The organism is Corynebacterium mycetoides (assembly GCF_900103625.1).
Classification (GTDB): Bacteria; Actinomycetota; Actinomycetes; order Mycobacteriales; family Mycobacteriaceae; genus Corynebacterium; species Corynebacterium mycetoides.
Genome location: NZ_LT629700.1, coordinates 399,739 through 420,520, shown reverse-complemented (window position 1 = coordinate 420,520; position 20,782 = coordinate 399,739). Strand labels below are relative to the sequence as shown.

Here is a 20,782-nt window from a genome sequence, read left to right as displayed (position 1 = left end):
AGTATCTTATGCGTTTCCTATCGCCCCCGCGATTAACGCCTACAATTCTAAGGCATGGAAAACACTTCTGACAACCGATTCGACAACGGCATGGAGGTGCGCCGCGCAGTGATGAGCGACGCGTACGTCGACAACGCCATCGCCAGCACGACCGGCACCGACAGTGAGGCGCTGCAGAACCACGTCACCGCCACCGTGTGGGGCTCGGTGTGGACGCGCGAGGGGCTCAGCCGCCGCGACCGCAGCCTGCTCAACATCGGGATGCTCGTTGCCCTGCGCGCCAACGAGGAGCTGCGCGGCCATGTGCGTGGCGCTCTCACCAACGGCCTGACCCGCGAGGAAATCACCGAGGCGATCATCCAGGCCAGCGGCTACTGCGGGGCGCCCGCCGCGCTGTCCGCCATGAAAGTGGCCCGGGAGGTGCTCGACGCCGAGCTCGGTCCCAAGAGCTAATCCACGCCCAGCACGCCGCGCACCCTGACGCGCACGGCACCGCCGACCCAGAGCGTCTCGCCGTCATCGTCAAGCTCGATCCTGACGGCGCGGCCCAGGTATCCAGAGCTTCACTCGGCCACGATTTGGACCGATCCGAGCACACGCTTTCTCCCTGCACGCTTACGCCTCCCACACATGGAGGCGACGGTGCGGTGCGTTTCCCTAATTCCCCGCTCCGGGGTACGCTCGCCCCGTGAGAAAAAGCGGGCAAATCCTTGGACGAGACCTACGTCGCCTGTTGCGCGTTCCCCGAGCCTTCATCATCATCGTCGGCGTGCTCATCACCCCCGCACTTTACGCGTGGTTCAACATCAACGCCTTCTGGGAGCCCTACGACCACACCCAGAACATCCGCATCGCGGTGGTCAACAACGACCGCGGTGCCTCAACTGATCTCGTCGGCGAGATCGACGTCGGCGAACAAATCGCCGAGCAACTCCGCGACAACGACAAAATAGGTTGGGTGTTCCTCCCCGAGGACGAGGCCCGTGACGGTCTGATGCGGGGCGACTACTACGCCATGTTCCTCATCCCGCCCGAGTTCAGTGAGGACTTGCTGAGCCTGGTCAGCGGGACCTACACCCAGCCCGTGCTGGAATATTACGTTAACGAGAAGAGCAACGGCGTCGCCCCCTCCATCACCGACGCCGGCGCCTCGGCCGTCGACGCCGCGGTGTCCTCGGCGTTCAAGCAGAAGGTCGGAGAGGCCGCGGCGACCGAGCTCCGCGAAACGGGCCTCACGCTGCGCGAAAACGCAGACGAGGTACGCGGAAGGGCCGCCGGAAGCTTCGCTGACATCGCTGCCGACCTCGACGCCGCGCAGCTACGAATCAGCACGATGAAGCAGAGCGTCTCAGGCGCTCGGCCAGTCGTTGGCGAGCTGAGCGCCCTCGTCGAATCCGTCGACGACACTCTCGGGTCGGTCGACTCGTCCCTCGGCGAGGCCGAGGGGATCATCGCCGAGCTGCAGAGCTCCGCCGCCGGGTTCACCGCGGACACCTCCACTGCGCTTGTTGAATCCACCAGGGCGCTCAGCCTCGGCGCCGCCTCCGCCAACTCCACCATCGCGGGCGCTACGGATCAGCTCGGCACCGCTCAGGGGCGCGTCCGCTCGGCCATCAGCGAGGTAGACGGGGTGGTCGAACAGGGCGAGTCCGCCACCGCTCAACTGCGCGCCCTATCAGGCAGCGCGGCCCTGTCACCCGAGATCCGCGCCCAGCTCGATTCCGCGGCCAGCGCGTTGGAAGAGCGCACTACCGCCTCCCGTACGGTCCTCGACGGCCTGAACGAGGTAGACCGCAGTACGGGTGCGGTGCTGGCGTCGATTAGCGAGCTCGGCACCTCCCTTGAGGACGCAACCTCAGAGGCCAACGCCGCTGCACGCGCTGCGAGCCAGCAGATTGGGGAGTCCGTACCCGCGCTCAACGCTTCGCTCGCCCAGGCGTCCGGCAGCGTTGCCTCCGCGCGCGGCGCGCTGAACAGCCAGCGCGCCTTGCGTGATGAGACGATATCGCTGCTTGCAGGGGTGGACAATCAGCTCGCGGCCAGCCTTGGCATCCTCGACGACGTCTCGGGCAATCTCAGCACGCTTGCCGACGGCGCGCGCTCTGCCGAGACCGACATTAACGCGCTTCTGGCCACGTCAGACGCGGAAACCCTCGACACCGTCACCAGCCTCAACTCGGCGAAGATCGGCGAGTACGTCGCCTCGCCCGTCACCGTCGACCAGCAGGCCGTCTTCCCCACCGAGAACTACGGCAGCTCCATGGCGTCCTTCTTCACGAACCTGGCCCTGTGGATCGGCGCGTTCGTGCTGACGATCATCTTCCGGGTCGAAGTTGACACCGAAGGCTTCCGCCGTCTCACCGTCGCGCAGGCCTACCTCGGCCGATTTCTGCTCTTCGCTACGCTTTCAGTGCTCCAGGCCGTCGTGGTGACGCTCGGCAACGTCGCCTTCGGGGTGCAGATGCAGTCCGTCACGGCCTTCCTTGCCACCGCGATCGCCATCGGGGTCGCCTACACGGGGATCATCTACTCCATCGTCTCCGCGCTCGGCCACATCGGCCGCGGCATCGCCGTCCTCCTCGTGGTCATCCAGATCCCGGGCGCGTCCGGCCTCTACCCCATCGAGCTGATGCCCGGCTTTTTCCGCCGAATCTACCCGTTCCTCCCCTTCCGCTACGGCATCGACGCAATGCGCGAAACCATCGCCGGATTTTACGGATACCACTACTTCCGTTTCATGGCGACGCTTCTCGCCATGTCCGCCGTGGCCTTCGCCTTGGGATGGTTGTTCCGCCACACATCCTCACACGCAAACCTCTTGTTCAACCGCCAGCTCGCGCGCACCAATTTGATTACCAACGAGAAGGTCGAGGTCATGGGCTCGCCCTACCGCGCGTCCGACATCATGGCCGCACTGTCTGACCGCGAAGAGTTCCGTGGGGGTGTCGAGAAGCGGGCGCGGATGCTCAGGGAAAACTACCGCACCCTCATCTTCGGCGGAATCGGCGCGGGCGTTCTCGGCATCGCGATCATCACCCTGCTGACAATGCTTCTTCCTACCGACAAGACCATCATGCTCGCCATCGTGGTGGGCTGGTCCCTGCTGGTCATCCTGTACCTCGGCGCGGTTGAGTACTTCACCCAGAGCCTCGTCGACGCCGAACAGGTCTCCCTTCTCGGTGAGGCCGAGCTGCGCGACGCCGTGATCCACCGCCACGACTCCGCCGGCACGAGTGTCACCATCCGGCCCACCGGCGGGGAAAGCGAGGCCACCCAATGAGAACCGTCTTCTCCATCGCCTACAACGACCTGCGCCGTCTCTACACCAACGTCATGGCGGGCATCGTCATGGTCGGCCTCATCGCCATTCCCTGTCTCTTCGCGTGGTTCAACGTGCTGGCTACGTGGGACCCCTTCCACGATACGGAGCGCCTCCAGGTGGCGGTGGCCAACACCGACGAAGGACACACGAGCGACCTCACCCCGCTGTCCGTCAACGTTGGCGACATGGTACTCTCCCAGCTTTACCGCGATAAATCGATGGACTGGGTGATCACCGACGCCGACGACGCCATTGAGGGTGCGAAGTCAGGCGAGTACTACGCCGCGATCGTCCTTCCGCCCACATTGAGCGACGACATGTTCACCTTCTACGCCGGCAACTCCGAGCCCAGCCGGATCGACCTCTACGTCAACGAGAAAAAGAACCCCATTTCCCCGCTGCTCGTCTCGAGCGGGGCGCAGGGCGTCAGCGCCCAAATTAGCGCGTCGTTTACCAGGGCGCTGAGCGAGGTGTCCTTCGGGCTAATCGAAACAGCCTCGGACTTCTTCAACGAGGCGGAGACCCAGCAGGCGCTCGACTCCATCGAGAAGCGCACCGCCAGCGCCCGCGACCAGCTCCTCTCCATCGCCGACACCGTCGATGCTCTCGCCTCCCTCACCGAGTCGAGCGTGCCGCTCGTCGACAGCGCTGAGCGGATTTCCGCGGCGCTGGGCGACTCCCTCGACCAAGTGCGCCCCGCCGACCTGGGGGCCGCCGGGGCGGGCCTCAACGGCGACGGCGCGGCGCTCGCGGCGGCGCTGGCGGCGACTTCAGAAAGCTTCAGCACCGTGAGCGACCGGGTCGACCAGCTGCTGGCGGACTCTTCCTCCTCCGCCCAGGCTACGGCGGCGAGCCTGACGGACATCGCCGCGCGCATCGACGTCCAGATAAATCAGTACACGGCCCTGCGCGACACCATTAGCGGGCAGGTTGCCCCGGCGCTACCCCCCGACGCCCAGCCGGGGGCGCGCGCGGTGATCAGTGACTTGGACGACGCCATCGCCCGTCAGACGGCCGTGCGCGACCGGCTCAACGACGCAGCCGCGCGCCTCGCCGCCGGGCAGGGTGGACGCGGCAGGGACAATGCGGAGCGCCAGGCAATCAAGGACTCCATCGCTCAGGCCCGCGAGGCGATGGACTCGGCCCGGGCGTCCTACGACACGGGGCTCCGCCCCCGCCTCGAGGCGCTGTCGGGCTCGCTGGACGACGTCCGCGCAGACGTCGACAAGGTCCGCTCGGACATGGACAACGTCTCCTCCGCCCTGGCCAACCGACCAGGTTCACTGCGCGACACCCTGGCGGCCTCAGGCGACGACCTGCGGGACACCGCCGACTCGTTGCGCTCCAACGCGGCGACGATGCAGGAGGCGCAGCAGTCAATTGCCAAGGCGCGCTCCGACGGCGACCTGACACAGTTGGCCGACCTCGTCTCCCGGCACCCAGAGCAGCTGGCCGACGCCCTTGTCGACCCTGTCAAGGTGGAGCGTAAGGGTGTTTTCCCACGCGTCAGCTTCGGCGCCGGCATGGCCCCGCTCTACACTGTGCTCGCCCTGTGGGTGGGCGCCCTGCTGACGTCGGTGGCCGTGCGCACCGACGACAGCTCCATCGAGCAGAACGTGGTCGCCCCCAGCCAACTCACAGCGGCCCAAAAGTACCTCGGCCGCTACCTCACCTTCGTCACCACCGGGCTAGCCCAGTCCACCCTTCTGATGGCGGGGCTCATCCTGTATGTCGGGATCGAGCCCGCGCACCCGTTCCTCCTCTTGGTGGCGGGATGGGTCTCGAGCCTGGTGTTCCACCTCATCTGCTATACGTTGGTGGTTTCTCTGAGCAATGCCGGCAAGGCCATCGGTGTGCTCATTCTCGTGCTTCAGGTGTCGGCGGCGGGCGGCGCCTATCCGCTGCAGCTGCTGCCGGGCTGGGTGCAGGGGATTAGCCCGTGGCTTCCCGCGACCTACTCAATCCGAGCGATGCGCGCCGCCATCTTCGGCACCTATGGCTGGGATTTCTGGAGTGCCCTCGGCATCCTCGTACTTTTCTCGCTGCCCTTCCTTGCCCTCGGCCTCTGGCTGCGCCACCGGCTGAGCCACGCGATCAGCCGCATGGACAAGGCGGTCGCGCAGACCAAGGTGATGATGACCTAGGCACCCGCGAGCTCGCCGCCCCTTCAAATCGTCGTGTGGTGGGCTGCTTTTCGGAGAGCATGCGATCGGCTGTGTTCGACCGGAACGCGACCACGGGCTCGTAAATGGCCGCCGAGCTGGCTTCGCGTCGAACACAGTCGATAAAAAGCGAGGCAGCTGGTAAAAACCAGCTGCCTCGCACAATCTGTACCCCGTACGGGATTTGAACCCGTGTTACCGCCGTGAGAGGGCGACGTCCTAGGCCGCTAGACGAACGGGGCGCGTTCGCTTTGTGTTTGCGACTTGTTAACCATAAAGCACCGCCACGAAAACCAACAAACCGGCTGGTCACAGGCGAATCCCCGCGGTGAGCGTCAACGCCGCATCCGGGGTGTTCTGGTGCGAAAGTATCGTCGGACCGGGCTGGTACATGCCCGCATCCGCGTCCGCAGTGTTGTGGAGAACAATCAGCTCCGAGGGCGTTGCGCGCTCACCGCGGGGTCGCGGTGTGCGTAGCCGGTCTTTCGGGTTTTACCCTTGCTGACCTGCTACAACTGAACATACTCCCCCACCTCGCGGGTGGGTAGAGTGCGGACAAAAACGGAACTGGTTATAACCCGCGTCGCGGACCACCCCCAGCTAAGCGGTGATGCTCGACAAGGTGGTAGGGGGTAGTGGCGCAGGTCACTCCACGCCGAGGGCGGGGCCGATCGTCTTCCACGTCTCCCGAAGCTGGCGGCGGAACAGGCCCCAGTTGTGCGTGCCCTCATCGAACTCGTAGAAGTCGATGCTCAGCCCGGCCTCCCGGGCCTCGTCGACGAAGTAGCGCGTGCAGGTGTAGTTGAACTGCTCGTCGACGACAAGGAGGGGCGCCGGCGAATCCTTGACTTCTTGATCGGTCTCGTGAGGCACCCCGCGCGACGCCGCGGCGAAGAGTTTCAGGTCGCGCATGTCTTCGAGATTGAGGATCGGGGAATGCGCCGCCCACGCAGGATCGGCGGAGCTGCCCCACATGTTGGCGGGATCCGCCCCGTAGAAGCGCACGGTGGACGAGGCGAACGCCTGGCCGAGCACCCCCGTTGTCGACGGGCAGCTTGAGTAGGAGCCCGCCACCTTGAACCGGTCATCCATGGTGGCTATGTGCATGGCGGGCCCGCCCGACATCGACATCCCGGCGATGGCGTCGTTGCCGGTGCCGTGGAAGGTGGCGTCGATAAGGGGCGGGAGCTCCTTTGTCAGGTACGTGGTCCACTTGTACAGGCCCAGTTTCGGATCCTCCTGCGCCCAGTCGGCCTGCTGGGATCCGATTGCGCCGCGCGGGGTGACCACGTTGATGAGCTTGTCGCGGAAGAAATCGGGCGCGCCACCCTCCCCCGTCCAGCCACCGCCGCCGGCGCCGCCGAGGAGGTAGAAGGTCGGACGCGGCGTGGTGTTGTCGGTGCCGCCGGCGGGCAGGACGAGGTCGTTGGTGATGTTGCGTTGCATCGACGGCGAATAGACGGTCAGCGTGTACAGGTTGTCGCGCACGTGCTCCAGACTCACGAACTCCGCCGGCGGGGCGTCCGGGTCGGGGAAGGTGCTGTCCAGGTCGACGGTGCTGGACCCCAGCCGGGAGCTGCCCTGGAACGCGAAGCGCTCGAAGGACAGGTAACCCAAAAGGCCCCCCATGAGCGCTGAGATCACCAGCGCGGGAAGCGCAACTGGGTGGATGTCCGAGCGGAGGCTGGAGAACGCGGCGGCGACGGAGGAGGCGTCGATGACGCTCGAGTTCGCATCCGCCGGCTGGCCGGTGAGGAGGGACGACTGGGACGACCGGGCGGACGCTGAGGGCGCGGTCACGGTGGAGGCTGTCAGCGCAGCCGCCACGCACAGCGCCACACCGCGGCGGGAATGAAATTTCACGGGCAAAACTTTATCAGTTCACCCCCAGTGCCGGGCCAATGGTTCCCCAGCTCTCCCGCATCAGTTTCTCAAAAAGCCCCCACGTGTGCGTTCCCTCCACCGTTTCGTACCACGTGACGTCTAGCCCCTCCGCCCGAGCCTGCTGGGCGAAGTACAGCGAACAGGCGTAGGAGGCGCCCTCGATCAGCATCGGGTTGCCAACGCGTTGCGACGAGTTGTCGATCCCGTCAATCGGCCCCGGCACACCCTGCGCCGCGGAGACGAACAGGGTGGTGTTGTGCAGGTTGTCCAGGTGCAGGACGGGAGAGTGCGCCACCCAGGCCTCGTTGCCCGGCAGCCCCCACATCAGGACGGGATTCCCGCCGTTCATGGCCACCGCCGAGGACGCGTACACCCCGCCGAGCAGCCCCGTCGTCGACGGGCACCCCGAGTACGACGCCGCGGCGACGAAGCGCTGCGGATCGTAGGACGCAATGGAGATCGCCGGGCCGCCCGACATGGAGATCCCGGCGATCGCGTCGCGACCGGCGCCGTTGAAGGTCGCGTCGATAAGCGGCGGAAGCTCCCTCGTCATGTACGTCAACCACTTGTTCGTGCCGGTGACGGGGTCGGGTCGGTACCAGTCCGCCTGCATGGACGAGACAGAGCCGAGCGGGGTGACCACGTTGACGTTCTTGCCGGCGAAGAACTCCTCATAGTTGGACATGGTGCGCCAGCTGAGCCCGCCGGCGGCGCCGTCCGCGCCCATCATGAGGTAGAACGTCGGCCGCGGGGCCGTGTTGTCCGGACCGCCCGGGAGGATGATCTCGTTGGACACTTCGCGCTGCATCGCGCCGGACCAGACCACGAGCTCGTAGACGTCGCCTTCGATGTGCCGCAGGCTGCGCAGTTGCGCCGGGGCGGCGTCGGCGGCGGGGAAGGTTGGCGCGGCGTCAGTAAGCGCGGAGCTCAGCGCCGAGCCCGTGGATCCGATTCCCTCGTAGAGGGCCGAGCCGAGCACTCCCCCGCCCAGGGTTGCCACGATCAGGGTGGGCACCGCCAAGGGCGAAATGTCGGACGACAGGCTCGAACCCGCCCACGGCAGGCTCGACGCGTCCAGCACGCTCGAGCCCGTGGAGCTGGGTTGACCGGAGAGCGCCACCGCGCTCTGGGTGGCTGTCGCTAGTGCGAGGGCGGCGGCCGCGGCTGCGGTGATGAGGCGTCGATTCATGCGCCTCACCTTACAGAAGCGCCCACCCCACGAGCGCCGCGCCGATCACCACCGCCCACGCCGGCAGCTTCCACGCCAGCAGCGCGGTGAACGCGGCGCCCGCGACCGCCATCGTCGCCACGCCCGTGACACCCGCGGTGAACACGGGGGTGTAGAGCGCCGCGGCGAGAATGCCCACCACGGCGGCGTTCGCGCCGGCGATCGCGCGCGCCGCCTGTGGCTGGCGGCGCAGCACGTCCCAAAACGGAAGGGTCCCCAGCACGAGCAGCGCCGCGGGCAGGAAGATCGCTATCGTGGCCACCGCAGCACCCAGTGCCCAGTGCACCCCCTGGGACGAGGCGCCGAGGAAGGACGCGAACGTGAACAGCGGCCCGGGCACCGCCTGCGCGGCGCCGTATCCGGCGAGGAACGTGTCGTGGTCGACAAGCCCGGTGGGCACCGTCGCGGACTCCAAGAGCGGCAGCACGACGTGCCCGCCGCCGAAGACGAGCGCGCCGGCGCGGTAGAAGGTGTCCATGATGGTCAGCGCCACGTTGTCGCGGGCGCTCGCGATCAGCGGCAGCGCGGCGAGCAGGATGGCGAAGAGCGCCAGGCAGACGACGGCGACCTGCCGGGACACGCGCGGCGCGAAGCTTGTCTCGGCGTTATCAACTTCGGGGCTCTGCAGCAGGGCGTAGCCGGCCAGCATGCCGACGATGATCGCGCCTACCTGTACAAACGGGTTCGGCACCAGGAGGACCAGCAGGAACGCCGCCAGCGCTATGCCGGCGCGGATTGTGCCGGAAATGAGCGAGCGCGCCATGCCCAGCACCGCGTGCGCCACCACCGCGACCGCTGCCGCTTTGAGCCCCACCAGCCACCCGGCCCCGGAGATGTCGCCGAGAGCCGCGACGCCCAGCGCGAAGGCGACGAGCACAATTACCGACGGCATCGTGAACGCGAACCACGCCGCCACCATCCCCGCGTACCCGGCGCGCTGGAGGCCGACGGCCATACCGACCTGGCTCGACGCCGGCCCCGGCAGGAACTGGCACAGGGCGACGAGGTCGGCGTAGGTTTTCTCGCTCATCCACTTCCTGCGGCCGACGAACTCGTCGCGGAAGTAGCCGAGGTGGGCGGTGGGGCCGCCGAAGGAGGTCAGGCCCAGTCGGAGGAACACCAGAAACACCTCGAGGGCGCTTCCTGTGGATCGTTGCGTAGACATCGCTGCCTAGGGTCTCACATATCGGGGGTGCGCGCAGCGCGGGAGGTGGTGGTGAAAATTGTTGGGCCGGGGGCCGAACCTTATTCAGTTTCCCCAGGTCAGATTCCCCGGCGCCGAACATTCGTCACTGCGCAGTCACTGCGCAGTCACTGCGCCGGGCGCACGGGGTGCCGGATGACCGTCCTCATCTTCTCGGGCTCCTTCTTGAAGTCGTAGGCCATCAGTTATCGGGGTGCCTGGGGTTCACCAAGCCGGAGCCGTGTGGCGCGTGGGCCGGGTCTTCGCCCTGCTCGAGCTGGCGGTTGTGTTCGTCCACGAAGATCACGCGCGGGGCGTAACCCTCGAGCTCGCTCTCTTCGTACTGGGCGTAGCCGATGATGATGACCAGGTCGCCGGGGTTGATCAGCCGCGCGGCGGCCCCGTTGATGCCGATGACCCCGCTCCCTCGGTCCCCCGTAATGGCATACGTGGTGAGCCGGTTGCCGTTGTTGATGTCGACCACGTCAATCTGCTCGCCTTCGAGGATGTCGGCGGCTTCCATGAGGTCAGCGTCGATCGTGCACGAGCCGACATAGTGGAGGTCCGCCTGCGTGACGGTGGCGCGGTGGATTTTGGACTTGAGCATGGTGCGGATCACATCAGCAAGTGTAGTCCGCAAACGCAGTTCGACCGGAACGGCCCGGAACCCCCTGAAAAGGCCCCTCAGCGACGTTCCGGTCGAACAAGGACCCGGCTCACGCACAAAAAGGGGTTAAACGACAAAATGTGTGTCCGGATTCATCGATTTGTTTGGGTTGATCAGCGGTAATCCGGAAAGTATATGATCTTGGAGCTTATATCCGTCCCAGGGCGGCGAAATATTGGGGTGTGACAGCAGCGTGTGGTAGGCGCCGGTGTTGGCTTGATCAATGCCGAAGAACCAACCCCGATGCCAGGTGTGCGGCGGCGAGACGAAACGCAACGGGAAGACCTCCGCCAACCGCACCCGGTGGCGGTGCAAAATCTGCGGCGCTTCCACCACCAAGCAGCGCCCCGATATCACCAACTCCGCAGCCTTCGCAGCATTTATCGCCCACCTCACGACCGGTGCGAGCTTGAGAACCGCTGCTGCCGAAGCAGGGTGTCATCCGCGTACCCTGCAACGCCGGTTTGAATACTTCTGGCTAGTTGATGTCCCCGATCCCACGATCGGGCACGAAGGCCGGGTCTACGACCAGGTCTTCATCGACGGCACCTACACCGCCGGCGGGTGTCTCATCGTAGCCGCCACCTTGGATCACGTCATCGCCTGGCACTGGTGCACACGTGAGACCACCGGCGACTACCAAAAGCTCCTCGAACGTATCCCCGCGCCCCTGATCGCTGTCATCGACGGCGGCCAAGGCGCTGCCAGCGCAATCAAGACATGCTGGCCCACAACGAAAGTGCAGCGCTGCCTCGTCCACGCCCAACGCGTGGTACGCCGACACACCACCTCACGCCCACGCACCGATGCAGGACGAGCGATCTACCAGCTCGCGCTCAACCTCACGAAGATCACCGATCTTGACGAGGCGGCCGCGTGGGGTGCGCAGCTACACGAATACGGCAACGTCTACCGCGACTGGATGAACCAGAAAACGTGGACAACCGACCCGGCGACACGGCAACGCACCTGGTCATGGACGCATGAACGCACCCGCAAGGCCTACAACAGCCTCAACCACCTGTGGCGAAACAACCTACTGTTCGTCTACCTCGAACCACCCGACGGTGTCCTCGATGCCAACCGGATCAAATCCACCACCAACAGCCTTGAAGGCGGCATCAACGCCCAACTGAAACTGCTGACCCGCACCCACCGCGGACGATCCGGGGAGCATCAGCGTCGGATGCTGGAGTGGTGGCTGTATCTGCAAACGGAACTGCCTGACGATCCTGTTGAGATCGCCAGGCAGTCCAACTGGGGCCAGGACCAACTCGCCAAAGTATCCACCCTGACCCACAACGAGAACCACGCCGACCACGAAACCGGACGACCAGCCCTCTACGACAACGCTATCGACACCAACTACACACACTCAATCGGCATCCAAAAAGGCCACATCTAACCCCGCGACACGCCGACAACAGACACACATTTTGTCGTTTAACCCACAAAAAGCGAGACAGCCAGTGAAGAAGAACCGACTGCCTCGCTTGCGTTGTACCCCGTACGGGATTTGAACCCGTGTTACCGCCGTGAGAGGGCGACGTCCTAGGCCACTAGACGAACGGGGCATAGAAAGAGCGGATGAATCCGCTGCTGGCCTACCTGGACTCGAACCAAGAATGACGGTACCAGAAACCGTTGTGTTGCCAATTACACCATAGGCCAATCGTTTTTCAGTGCGGTAACTCCCGCGCTGAACAACGTTGATTACTATAGCCAGAAGGCTCCGTGGCGAACAAATCGCCAGCTCACGGCGCCTCAATGACACCGATGTAGTTCTATTCGGAAGCCTCGAACGGGGTCACCGCGCGGGCCGCGCGCAGCCGCGTGAGGGTGGACTCCTTGCCAAGCAGTTCCATGGACTCGAACAGCGGCGGGGAGACGGCCTCACCGGAGACGGCCACGCGCAGTGCGCCGAAGGCCTTGCGCGGCTTGAGCTGGAGATCCTCGATGAGGGCCTTGTTCAGCGCCTCCTCGATCGCAGAGGTCGACCAATCCTCCACGGCCTCCAGGGCGGCGATGCCGGCGTCGAGCGGGGCGATGGCATCGTCCTTGAGGTTCTTCTTCGCGGCCTTCTCGTCGAGCACCAGGTCGGCGTCGGCGGTGACGAGGAATTTGAGGAGACCGTAGGCGTCGGCAAGCACCTTGATGCGCGTTTGAACCAAATCGGCGGCGACCGCGAACTTCTCGGCCGGGTAGTCGGCCGGGAAGTCGGTGTACTCCGAGAGGTAGGTGCGCAGGCGGGCGGCGAAATCGGCAGGCTCGAGCCGGCGGATGTGGTCGGCGTTGATGGCCTCGAGCTTCTTCTGGTCGAAGCGCGCGGGGTTGCCCAGGACGTCGTCGACGGTGAAGGCGGCGACCATCTCGTCGACGGTGAAGATGTCCTGATCGGCCGACAGCGACCAGCCGAGCAGCGCGAGGTAGTTGAGCATGCCCTCGGGGATGATGCCGTTGTCGCGGTGGTTGAACAGGTTCGACTCGGGGTCGCGCTTGGACAGCTTCTTGTTGCCCTGGCCCATCACGAACGGCAGGTGGCCAAACGCCGGCACCTGCTCGGCGATACCGAGGCGGATGAGGGCCTCGTACAGGGCGATCTGGCGCGGGGTGGAGGACAACAGGTCCTCGCCGCGCAGGACGTGGGTGACGCCCATCAGGGCGTCGTCAAGCGGGTTGACCAGCGTGTACAGCGGCGCGCCGTTGGAGCGGGCGACGACGTAATCCGGCTGGGTGTGTGCCTTGAACGTCATCTCGCCGCGCACCAGGTCGGTCCACGTCCAGTCCTTCTCCGGCATGCGCAGGCGCCACACCGGCTCGCGGCCCTCGGCCTCAAACGCCGCGATCTGCTCCTCGGTGAGGTCCCGGTCGTAGTTGTCGTAGCCGAGCTGCGGGTCGCGCCCGGCCGCCTTGTGGCGCTCCTGAACCTCCTCGTTGGTGGAGTAGGCCGGGTACACCTCGCCGGCGTCGATAAGCTTGCGCAGCACGTCCTTGTATATGTTCATGCGCTGCGACTGGCGGTAGGGCTCGTGCGGGCCTCCCTTGACCACGCCCTCGTCCCAGTCGAGGCCGAGCCACGTGAGCGAATCGACGATCGCCTGGTACGACTCCTCCGAGTCGCGCGCGGCGTCGGTGTCCTCGATGCGGAAGATCATGGTGCCTCCGCTGTGGCGGGCCTGCGCCCAGTTGAACAGGGCGGTGCGGACCATGCCCACGTGCGGGGTTCCTGTCGGCGAGGGGCAGAAACGGACGCGCATCGCGGGGTTGCGGTCTGTCGAGAGGGAGGATTCAGTCATGCGCACAATCGTAGCGCGGCGTTCACCGCCCGCTCGCCGGCACCCAGGCAGCTGGCAGTACACTTGCCTACCATGCATTCCGCACGCCCGGCGACCGCGCCCGACTTCCTGCTCTCACGCAGTCACGGGTCCGTACGTACCCAGGGCGCCGCCCGGGTGTTCACCGACGTGGGTGCGGCGGTCGACGCCCTCGGGCGCGGCGAGGCGGAGATGGTGGTCGGCGCGCTGCCGTTCGACCAGGACGCCGCTGCGGCACTGACAGTGCCGGAGCGGATCGTGCGCGAGCCCGGCGCGCTCGAGCCGCACCCCTACTACCGGGTCGGCGAGGGCTCCACGCTGTCCGCGCACGTAAGCGGGTTCGACCCCTCCCCCGCCGAGCACCTGCGCCGCATCGAGGCGGCCGTGGAGACGATCCAGAACTCCGCACTGGACAAGGTCGTCCTCGCCCGCGCCGTCGACATCGCCTTCGACTCCCCCGTGGATCCGCGCCTCGTCGCCGCGCGCCTCATCGACCTTTCCGCCACCCGCGACGGCTTCATCGCCGACCTCACCCCGGCGGGCTTCGCGGGCCACATGCTCGTCGGCTCCTCGCCCGAGGTCCTCGTGCGCCGCCGCGGCAACGTCGTCAGTTCCTACCCGCTTGCAGGGTCCGCTCCGCGCATGCTTGACGACGCCCCCTCCGACCGCGCCGCCGGCGAAGCCCTCTACGACTCCCCCAAGGACCTTGCCGAGCACGCCTTCGTGGTCGACCACATCCGCGAGATCCTCACCCCGCTGTGCACCCGGTTGAGCGTGCCGGAGCGTCCGCGCCTGGACAAGACCAACGAGATGTGGCACCTGGCCACACCCATCGAGGGGGTGTTGCGCGACCCGGCGCCGAGCGCGCTGGAGCTCGCCCAGCTGCTCTACCCCACCCCGGCGGTGTGCGGCACCCCGTCGAAGGCGGCGAAGGCGCTGATCTGCACAGCGGAGACGGACCGTTCATTTTACGCGGGGGCGGTGGGCTACACGGAGGCCGGAGGCGACGGCGAGTACATGGTGTCCATCCGCTGCGCCGAGGTGGCCGGCGACGGGACCACGGCGCGCGCGTGGGCGGGCGGCGGGCTCACCGCGGATTCCGACCCGCAGGCGGAGCTGGATGAGACCACCGCGAAGTTGCGCACGATCATGCGCGCGCTCGGGTTGAACTAGCGGACTGAACTAGCGGACTGAACTAAGCGGCCTCGACCGGGTTACCCAGCCGGCCGATGCCGGGGATCTCCACCTCGATGCGGTCGCCGGGGAACATCGCGGCGGTGCCGGCCGGGGAGCCGGTGCAGATGACGTCGCCGGGCAGCAGCGTCATGGACGCGGTGATGAACTCGATGATTTCGCCGAGGTCCATGATCATCTGGTTGGAGTTGGAGTCCTGCTTCGTCTCGGTGACGCCGTCGCGGGTCAGGTGCGCCTTGATCGGGGTGTTGGTGAAGTCGAAGCGCTCCAGGTCCGTCTCGATCCAGGGGCCAAGCGGGCAGAACGTGTCGATGCCCTTCGCGCGCGCCCACTGGCCGTCGGCAAACTGCAGGTCGCGCGAGGAGACGTCGTTGACGATGGTCACGCCGCGCACGACCGACTTCCAGTCCTGCGCCTTGACGTTCTTGCAGGGGGTGCCGATGATGAGCGCCATCTCGCCCTCGAACTCGACCTTGGTGGCGAATTCGGGGATCTTGATGGCGGCCTCGGGGCCGATCACGGCGGTCGGGGGCTTGAGGAACAGGGTTGGGGGCAGGTGCTCGGCGGACTGCTTGAACACCTCTGCGACGTGGTCGGCGTAGTTGCGGCCGATGGCGACCACCTTGGACGGGAGCATGGGGGCGAGCAGGCGTACGCTTTCGAGCGGCCACTGCCTGCCGGTGTACTCGGGCTCCGTAAACGGAGTGCCCGCGATAGCTTTCGCGGTGGTGCCGTCATCGTCGATGACGGCGAAGGTCATTCCTTCAGGGGTTGCAATTCGTCCAAAGCGCATGCCCGTGAGACTACAGGAACGCTACCGTACCGTGAGCGTTAGGTAGAGCTCCGCGCAGGCGATCGCGTCCGTCAGCGCGTTGTGGTTGCGGTAGTCGGGCAGGCCGTAGCGCTGCCGCACGCGCGCCAGGCGCAGGTCCTCTCCCCGCGGGTAAGTGCCCATCCGCTCCATGTGGCGGCGTTCGAAGGCGAACGTGTCCACCACGTCGCGGTCCCGCAGCCGCCACGCCCGCCCCGCCACCTGCTTCATGGCGTGGCTGATGAAACCGACCTCCATCTGCGCGAAGTGCGCCAAGAGCCTGCGGCCCTCCAGCGCGCGGGAGAACTCGTCCAGGATCACCCGCGCATCGGTACCGTGGGAGGAAATGTCATCGTCCGTCACGCCGTGGATCGTTGCGGAGTCCCCCACCGCCGTGCCCGAGAACACGAAGTAGCGCGCTGCGGACAGGTCAATCACCCGGCCGTCGACCGGCACCCACCCGATGGACACAAGCTGGTGCTTTCCGGGTGTGAGCCCGGTCGTTTCCACGTCGACGGCGAGCAAGGCGTCGCCGACCGTCTCGCGGCGCGGTGCGCCAAAGCCGAACATCTAGACCGACCTCACCGGGTACTTGCTGGCTAGCGCGGACTGCAGAGATTTGATCACGCCGAACGCGTCGCGCAGGGCGTCGCGCTCGCGGCTGGGCAGCGCCTTGGGGTCGATGTGGTAGTTCGGCTGCTCCCCGGCGCGCAGCTGGCGCGCCTGGTGCGTCAACGCCAAGTTGCTCAGGTACTCGTAGGCCCCGAGGAGGTCCTCGGCGCCCTTGGCGGAAACGGAGATCCCCGCCGCGGCCTTGATGCGCGCGATCGTGTCCACCTCGCTCACGCCCGCGGTGATGGCGTAGAGGCGCGCCATTTGCACCACCGCGGCGGTGCCGCCCTTCTTTACGTCGAGGGTGTCGGCGTAGTCCCCTGTGCGCTCGACCACGAACCCGCGGAAGAACCCGATCGGCGGTTCGCGCCAGGTGGCCAGGGCCGCCAGGTGGGTGTGCAGGCGCTGCGAGCCGCGCGCGGCTCCCACCGCGTACTCGTGCACCGCCGCGGCCAGCTCCTCGCCGCCGCCTGCGGCGAAGAGCGTGCGGAAGTCGAAGAACACCTGCGCGTTGAGCAGCGCGTCGGGCTCCGGGGCGGTGACCCAGGTGTGGAACGTGTCTACCCACTGCGCCTGCGTCATGCGCCAGTCGGGGTTGCTGGCCATGATGCCGCCGGGGCACAGGACCTGGCCGGCGTCGGCAAGCCCGGCGCAGACGTACTCGCACAGCCGCGCGAAGTAGTCGCCGTGCGCGGCCCGGTCGTAGGAGTTGTCCAGCACCAGCGCGTTGTCCTGGTCGGAGGCCGGCCCCATCTCCCCGCGCGCCTGCGAGCCGACGGCCACGAACGCGAACGGCACCGGCGGGGGTCCCAGCTCGTCGATGCCCAGGGTGAACAGTCTGCGGGCGATGGAGTCCGCCACGCTGGTGAGCAGCTTCTGCGCCTCGAAGGCGGACGCCCCTCGCTCGAGGAAACGCGCCGCCACCTCCGCGCCGCGTCGATAAGCTCCCGCGAGCTCGTCCCGCCCGCTCTTTTTCACGTCCGCGGCCAGGTAAATGGGGTCGGTCTGGAGCTGGCGCATGATGTCGGTGCTGGTGATCACCCCGACGATTCCGTCCGGCCCGCTGACCCCGAGGTGATGCACGCCGAGCTCGCCCATCGCAAGCATCGCCTCGAACACGAGCGCGTCCTCGTCCACGGTGACCACGGGCGAGGACATGACCTCCCTGATAGGGGCCCGCGTATCGACGCCGCCGGCAACGACCCGGGAACGAAAGTCGCGGTCCGTGACGATCCCCGGCTCCGCTCCGCCCGTGACCACGAGGCTGGAGATCCGGCGCTGGTCCATCAGCCGGGCGCAGTCGGCGATCGGGGTGTCCCCGTCGACCGTGGCCAGCCGCGCGCCAGCGGCCAACGCCGAGACGGGGGTGCGCAGCACGTCGGAGGCCCCGGAGCCCTTCTTGAGTTCCTCGGCCGCGGCCTTGACGCGCCGTGAGGCCGTGTCGAAGTACCGCAGCATCTCTGGGAAAGCCTCGACGAGCTCGGCGAACGCGGCGCGCGGGAGCATGTATAGGACGCTGTCTTCCACGGCTGCCATGAGGTAGCGGGAGCGCGGGTCGTCGACAAGCGTGGAGTAGCCGAAGTTCCGGCCCGCGTCCCTGCGGTCGAGCAGCATGTTGTCCGGTCCCACCACGTCGACCGCGCCTGAGCGGATAATGTAGAGCGTGTCGTTGACGTCGCCGTAGTTGATCACGGTCTCGCCGCGGCGCACGTAGGTAATCGACATCTGCTGCGGCAGGCAGCTCAGCGTGTCGGCGGGCAGGTGCGCGAACGGCTCGTGGTCGGCGAGGAAGGCGCGGACCTCGTCGAGTTCAACTGTCATGCACCTACCTTACTGGTAGCTGACGAACCACGGGCGCGGTTGAACCTCCGTGTAGGTCTGCTCGGGGGTGAACATCGGCTGGTCCTCGTCGATGAAGTTCTTCCACGCCATGAAGAAGTTGGGATCGAGGCCCTGGCGCAGGACGTTCCAGGTGTCGAACTTCTGGCCCGCGCTGCCGTGACCGTCCGCGTGCAGCACGTAGGACAGCTCCGGGTGGGCGGTCTGAATGTTTTCCCGGTCGGGGAACATGGCCACCTGGAACTGGTGCAACACGAAGGCCTTCTGGGGCAGGTCGTTGTCGCGCGTGAGTTGGGCCAGCCAGTCGGCGACTTGGTTGATCTCGGCGGCGGTGGCGGAACCGACGCGCGACAAGGGTTGCTCGCCCGGGTTGAGCTTCCACTCCGCGTCGAGGGCCAGGCCGACGTTGGGGCGCTTAAGAAGCTCCTCGTACAGCTTCGCCTGGTGCAGGAAGTCGCCCTGGCCCGGCTGCAGGTCGAGCACCGCGTACCCGCCGGCCTCGGTGATCGCGTCGATCCACGGCACGATCGTGTCGATGGGGGCCTCGTTGGAGTAGTCGCCGTCCTCACCCGGGAACTCGGAGGCGACGGTGACGATGATTTCGAACGCCGGGATCACCGGCTGCTCCTCCATCGGCTGGTACTGCTGCGCGTACTGTGTCGCCAGCGCTGCCGCGGCCGCCGGGTCCTGCTCCCCCATCACGCCGAGCTCGGGGGCGAACGAGTGGCCGTAGAGCGCGATCATGCGGCGGCCGGGGAAGACCAGGCCGCCGCCTCCGGGCAGCTCGCCGTTGCCCGCGAGCGCGACCTTGTGGGCGAAGTCTTCCGTCGTCCCCCACTGTTGCCCCAGCGCCAGCGTGTCTTGCCCGGTGACCGTGGCCATGGATTCAGACGTCAGGCGCGGGTCGGCGAGCCCGATCACGTCCACCTCGGCTCCGGCCGCGCGCGCCGTGGCGGCCGCCGCCCGCGAGGTCTCGGGCGTGGCCAGCATCGGCGGGAGCACGAGGTCCACCGGCTTCTCCGCCGGCAGCCCCGCGATCGCGGCGACATCGTCGTCCGGGGCGCCCGAGGCTACGGGCGCAGCTTGCGCGACGGCTTCGTCCTGGCCGGGCACCTCGATCACGCGGATGTCGCCCCCGGCGCCAAGCCTGTCGATCTCGGCGTCCACGGCCGCCTCGGCGCCGGGGACGCGCACGAGCATCGGGGCGCCCAGCGATGCCGCCACGCTGGCCGCCGTGAGCTCGTCCTCCCGGTTCGGCTGCGCCACGACGACTGCGTCCGCCTTCTCAAACAGGCGCCGCGACACGTCCGCTCCGGTGCCGTCGCCGTCGGCAAGCACCTCAGGGCCGTGGGTCTCCAGCCTCTTCTCCTCCTGGAGGCCCGCCTTCGCCCCGTCGCCTTGGGAGCAGGCGCTAAGGAGCAGTGCGGTCGAGACCGTAAGGGCGCCGAGAGCGCGGGCGGTGACGCGGGAGCGGGTTGAGGAGGGGGTCATATAAGGCTTTTCTTAATCCGGGAGTATTTTGCACTACCCTACGCCACGGCCCGGGCGATGCGGTCACCCACCTCGGCGGTGACGACGGGGCCGGCACCGCGCGCGGCGACATCGTCGGCGACCGCGGCCTCGATCCGTTCCGCGCCGGGGGCGTCGCCGCACCAGCGCAGCATCATGGCCACCGACAGGATCATGGCGGTGGGATCGGCAATCCCCTTGCCCGCGATGTCCGGGGCCGATCCGTGGACGGGTTCGAACATCGACGGGTTGGCGCGGGAGGCGTCGATGTTGCCCGAGCAGGCCTGGCCGACTCCGCCGGTGACGGCGCCCGCGAGGTCCGTGATGATGTCGCCGAAGAGGTTGTCGGTGACGATGACGTCGTAGCGCTGCGGGTCGGTGACCATGTAGATGGTCGTGGCGTCGATGTGGTTGTAGTCCACCGTCACCTCGGGGTACTCGGCGGCCACGGCGTCAACCGTCTTCTGCCACAGCCCGCCCGCGTTGACCAGCACGTTGGTCTTGTGCACCAGCGTGACGTGCTTGCGGCGTGTCATGGCCAGGTCGAACGCGTGGCGCACGACGCGCTCGACGCCGAAGCGGGTGTTTTGCGAGACCTCGCACGCCACCTCGTGGGGGGTGTCGGCGCGCAGGACGCCGCCGTTGCCGGCGTAGAGGCTCTCGGTGCCCTCGCGCACGACCACGAAATCGATGTTGCCCGGGTTGGCCAGGGGGCTCACCGCCGTGGGGTAGAGCCGCGACGGGCGCAGGTTGACGAAATGGTCGAGCTTGAAGCGCAGCGGGAGCAGGAGGCCGCGCTCGAGCACCCCGGCGGGAACCTGCTCCGGGTCACCGACGGCCCCGAGCAGGATCGCGTCGTGGGCGCGCAGGCTCTCCAGGTCGGCTTCGGTGAGCAGTTCGCCATTGCGCAGGTAGCGGCGCGCCCCGAGGTCGTACTCTGTGGTCTCGACATCGTCGCGCACGGCATGGAGGACTTTGAGCCCCTCCGCCATGACCTCCGTGCCGATGCCGTCGCCCGCGATGACAGCGATCTTCATGTGTGGGATTCCTTTCTCAC

General features: G+C 67.0%; 16 protein-coding genes and 3 tRNA genes. 5 read left to right on the top strand and 14 right to left on the bottom strand.

Features of this window, described 5'->3' with window-relative positions; translation table 11 throughout:
* The first annotated feature begins 54 nt into the window (after positions 1-54).
* The 3 genes from BLS40_RS02090 to BLS40_RS02080 all read left to right on the top strand — a co-directional run bounded on the left by BLS40_RS02090 (position 55) and on the right by BLS40_RS02080 (position 5,466).
* Positions 55-453 carry a carboxymuconolactone decarboxylase family protein gene (locus BLS40_RS02090; protein ID WP_092148123.1) on the top strand — a complete coding sequence of 133 codons (399 nt, stop codon included), beginning with the start codon at positions 55-57 and terminating at the stop codon, positions 451-453.
* Between the two features lie 235 nt (positions 454-688).
* Positions 689-3,280, top strand: coding sequence for a YhgE/Pip domain-containing protein (locus BLS40_RS02085; protein ID WP_092148120.1), 2,592 nt, complete (start codon positions 689-691; stop codon positions 3,278-3,280).
* Complete coding sequence (locus BLS40_RS02080; protein WP_092148117.1) at positions 3,277-5,466, top strand: YhgE/Pip domain-containing protein; 2,190 nt, start codon at positions 3,277-3,279, stop codon at positions 5,464-5,466. The genes BLS40_RS02085 and BLS40_RS02080 overlap by 4 nt, the downstream gene beginning before the upstream one ends.
* Before the next feature lie 187 nt (positions 5,467-5,653).
* Here the strand turns inward: BLS40_RS02080 and BLS40_RS02075 are convergent.
* The 6 genes from BLS40_RS02075 to BLS40_RS11045 all read right to left on the bottom strand — a co-directional run bounded on the left by BLS40_RS02075 (position 5,654) and on the right by BLS40_RS11045 (position 10,785).
* Positions 5,654-5,726, bottom strand: a tRNA-Glu gene (locus tag BLS40_RS02075).
* A 403-nt stretch (positions 5,727-6,129) separates the two neighbouring features.
* A complete protein-coding gene (locus tag BLS40_RS02070; RefSeq protein ID WP_231908491.1) occupies positions 6,130-7,347 on the bottom strand; it encodes an alpha/beta hydrolase in 1,218 nt (405 codons plus the stop codon).
* Between the two features lie 13 nt (positions 7,348-7,360).
* Positions 7,361-8,557: an alpha/beta hydrolase gene (locus BLS40_RS02065; protein WP_231908490.1), complete on the bottom strand. Its 1,197-nt coding sequence runs from the start codon at positions 8,555-8,557 to the stop codon at positions 7,361-7,363.
* A 10-nt stretch (positions 8,558-8,567) separates the two neighbouring features.
* The gene (gene chrA, locus BLS40_RS02060; protein ID WP_092148114.1) at positions 8,568-9,761 is read right to left on the bottom strand and encodes a chromate efflux transporter; all 1,194 of its coding nucleotides are present in this window, start codon (positions 9,759-9,761) and stop codon (positions 8,568-8,570) included.
* Positions 9,762-9,981: 220 nt separating this feature from the next.
* A complete protein-coding gene (gene panD, locus BLS40_RS02055) occupies positions 9,982-10,398 on the bottom strand; it encodes an aspartate 1-decarboxylase (protein WP_092148111.1) in 417 nt (138 codons plus the stop codon).
* A gap of 114 nt (positions 10,399-10,512) precedes the next feature.
* Entirely contained in the window at positions 10,513-10,785 is a 273-nt protein-coding gene (locus BLS40_RS11045) for a hypothetical protein (protein ID WP_172807979.1), read from the bottom strand.
* On the opposite strand from BLS40_RS11045, the gene BLS40_RS02050 reads away from it, so the two are divergent.
* Positions 10,670-11,851, top strand: coding sequence for an IS1249 family transposase (locus BLS40_RS02050; RefSeq protein ID WP_092148108.1), 1,182 nt, complete (start codon positions 10,670-10,672; stop codon positions 11,849-11,851). The genes BLS40_RS11045 and BLS40_RS02050 overlap by 116 nt on opposite strands.
* A 96-nt stretch (positions 11,852-11,947) precedes the next feature.
* On the opposite strand, the gene BLS40_RS02045 is transcribed toward BLS40_RS02050, so the two are convergent.
* The 3 genes from BLS40_RS02045 to gltX all read right to left on the bottom strand — a co-directional run bounded on the left by BLS40_RS02045 (position 11,948) and on the right by gltX (position 13,703).
* A tRNA-Glu gene (locus BLS40_RS02045) sits at positions 11,948-12,020 on the bottom strand.
* A gap of 25 nt (positions 12,021-12,045) precedes the next feature.
* A tRNA-Gln gene (locus tag BLS40_RS02040) sits at positions 12,046-12,117 on the bottom strand.
* Between the two features lie 113 nt (positions 12,118-12,230).
* Complete coding sequence (gltX, locus tag BLS40_RS02035; RefSeq protein ID WP_092152043.1) at positions 12,231-13,703, bottom strand: glutamate--tRNA ligase; 1,473 nt, start codon at positions 13,701-13,703, stop codon at positions 12,231-12,233.
* Positions 13,704-13,814: 111 nt separating this feature from the next.
* On the opposite strand from gltX, the gene BLS40_RS02030 reads away from it, so the two are divergent.
* Positions 13,815-14,933, top strand: a complete 1,119-nt coding sequence (locus BLS40_RS02030; protein WP_092148103.1) for an isochorismate synthase — start codon at positions 13,815-13,817, stop codon at positions 14,931-14,933.
* 22 nt (positions 14,934-14,955) lie between these two features.
* Here the strand turns inward: BLS40_RS02030 and BLS40_RS02025 are convergent, their stop codons facing one another.
* Genes BLS40_RS02025 through BLS40_RS02005 form a run of 5 tightly spaced genes read right to left on the bottom strand, consistent with a single transcriptional unit; the run spans position 14,956 to position 20,762 of the window.
* Entirely contained in the window at positions 14,956-15,747 is a 792-nt protein-coding gene (locus BLS40_RS02025) for a fumarylacetoacetate hydrolase family protein (RefSeq protein WP_092148100.1), read from the bottom strand.
* A 21-nt stretch (positions 15,748-15,768) separates the two neighbouring features.
* On the bottom strand, positions 15,769-16,335 hold the full coding sequence (locus tag BLS40_RS02020; RefSeq protein ID WP_092148097.1) for an exonuclease domain-containing protein: 567 nt from the start codon (positions 16,333-16,335) through the stop codon (positions 15,769-15,771).
* On the bottom strand, positions 16,336-18,198 hold the full coding sequence (locus BLS40_RS02015; RefSeq protein ID WP_092148094.1) for a DUF294 nucleotidyltransferase-like domain-containing protein: 1,863 nt from the start codon (positions 18,196-18,198) through the stop codon (positions 16,336-16,338).
* Positions 18,199-18,207: 9 nt separating this feature from the next.
* Complete coding sequence (locus BLS40_RS02010; protein WP_092148091.1) at positions 18,208-19,707, bottom strand: cell wall-binding repeat 2 family protein; 1,500 nt, start codon at positions 19,705-19,707, stop codon at positions 18,208-18,210.
* Between the two features lie 38 nt (positions 19,708-19,745).
* On the bottom strand, positions 19,746-20,762 hold the full coding sequence (locus BLS40_RS02005; protein WP_092148088.1) for a 3-isopropylmalate dehydrogenase: 1,017 nt from the start codon (positions 20,760-20,762) through the stop codon (positions 19,746-19,748).
* Positions 20,763-20,782 lie beyond the last annotated feature (20 nt).

Bases quoted from the DNA above. Each gene is read 5' to 3' on its own strand.
- gltX (WP_092152043.1), bottom strand. From the start codon at position 13,703: ATGCGCGTCCGTTTCTGCCCCTCGCCGACAGGAACCCCGCACGTGGGC.
- BLS40_RS02020 (WP_092148097.1), bottom strand. From the start codon at position 16,335: ATGTTCGGCTTTGGCGCACCGCGCCGCGAGACGGTCGGCGACGCCTTG.
- BLS40_RS02025 (WP_092148100.1), bottom strand. From the start codon at position 15,747: ATGCGCTTTGGACGAATTGCAACCCCTGAAGGAATGACCTTCGCCGTC.
- BLS40_RS02080 (WP_092148117.1), top strand. From the start codon at position 3,277: ATGAGAACCGTCTTCTCCATCGCCTACAACGACCTGCGCCGTCTCTAC.
- BLS40_RS02005 (WP_092148088.1), bottom strand. From the start codon at position 20,762: ATGAAGATCGCTGTCATCGCGGGCGACGGCATCGGCACGGAGGTCATG.
- chrA (WP_092148114.1), bottom strand. From the start codon at position 9,761: ATGTCTACGCAACGATCCACAGGAAGCGCCCTCGAGGTGTTTCTGGTG.
- BLS40_RS02030 (WP_092148103.1), top strand. From the start codon at position 13,815: ATGCATTCCGCACGCCCGGCGACCGCGCCCGACTTCCTGCTCTCACGC.
- BLS40_RS02090 (WP_092148123.1), top strand. From the start codon at position 55: ATGGAAAACACTTCTGACAACCGATTCGACAACGGCATGGAGGTGCGC.
- BLS40_RS02050 (WP_092148108.1), top strand. From the start codon at position 10,670: ATGCCGAAGAACCAACCCCGATGCCAGGTGTGCGGCGGCGAGACGAAA.
- BLS40_RS02010 (WP_092148091.1), bottom strand. From the start codon at position 19,707: ATGACCCCCTCCTCAACCCGCTCCCGCGTCACCGCCCGCGCTCTCGGC.
- BLS40_RS02065 (WP_231908490.1), bottom strand. From the start codon at position 8,557: ATGAATCGACGCCTCATCACCGCAGCCGCGGCCGCCGCCCTCGCACTA.
- BLS40_RS02015 (WP_092148094.1), bottom strand. From the start codon at position 18,198: ATGACAGTTGAACTCGACGAGGTCCGCGCCTTCCTCGCCGACCACGAG.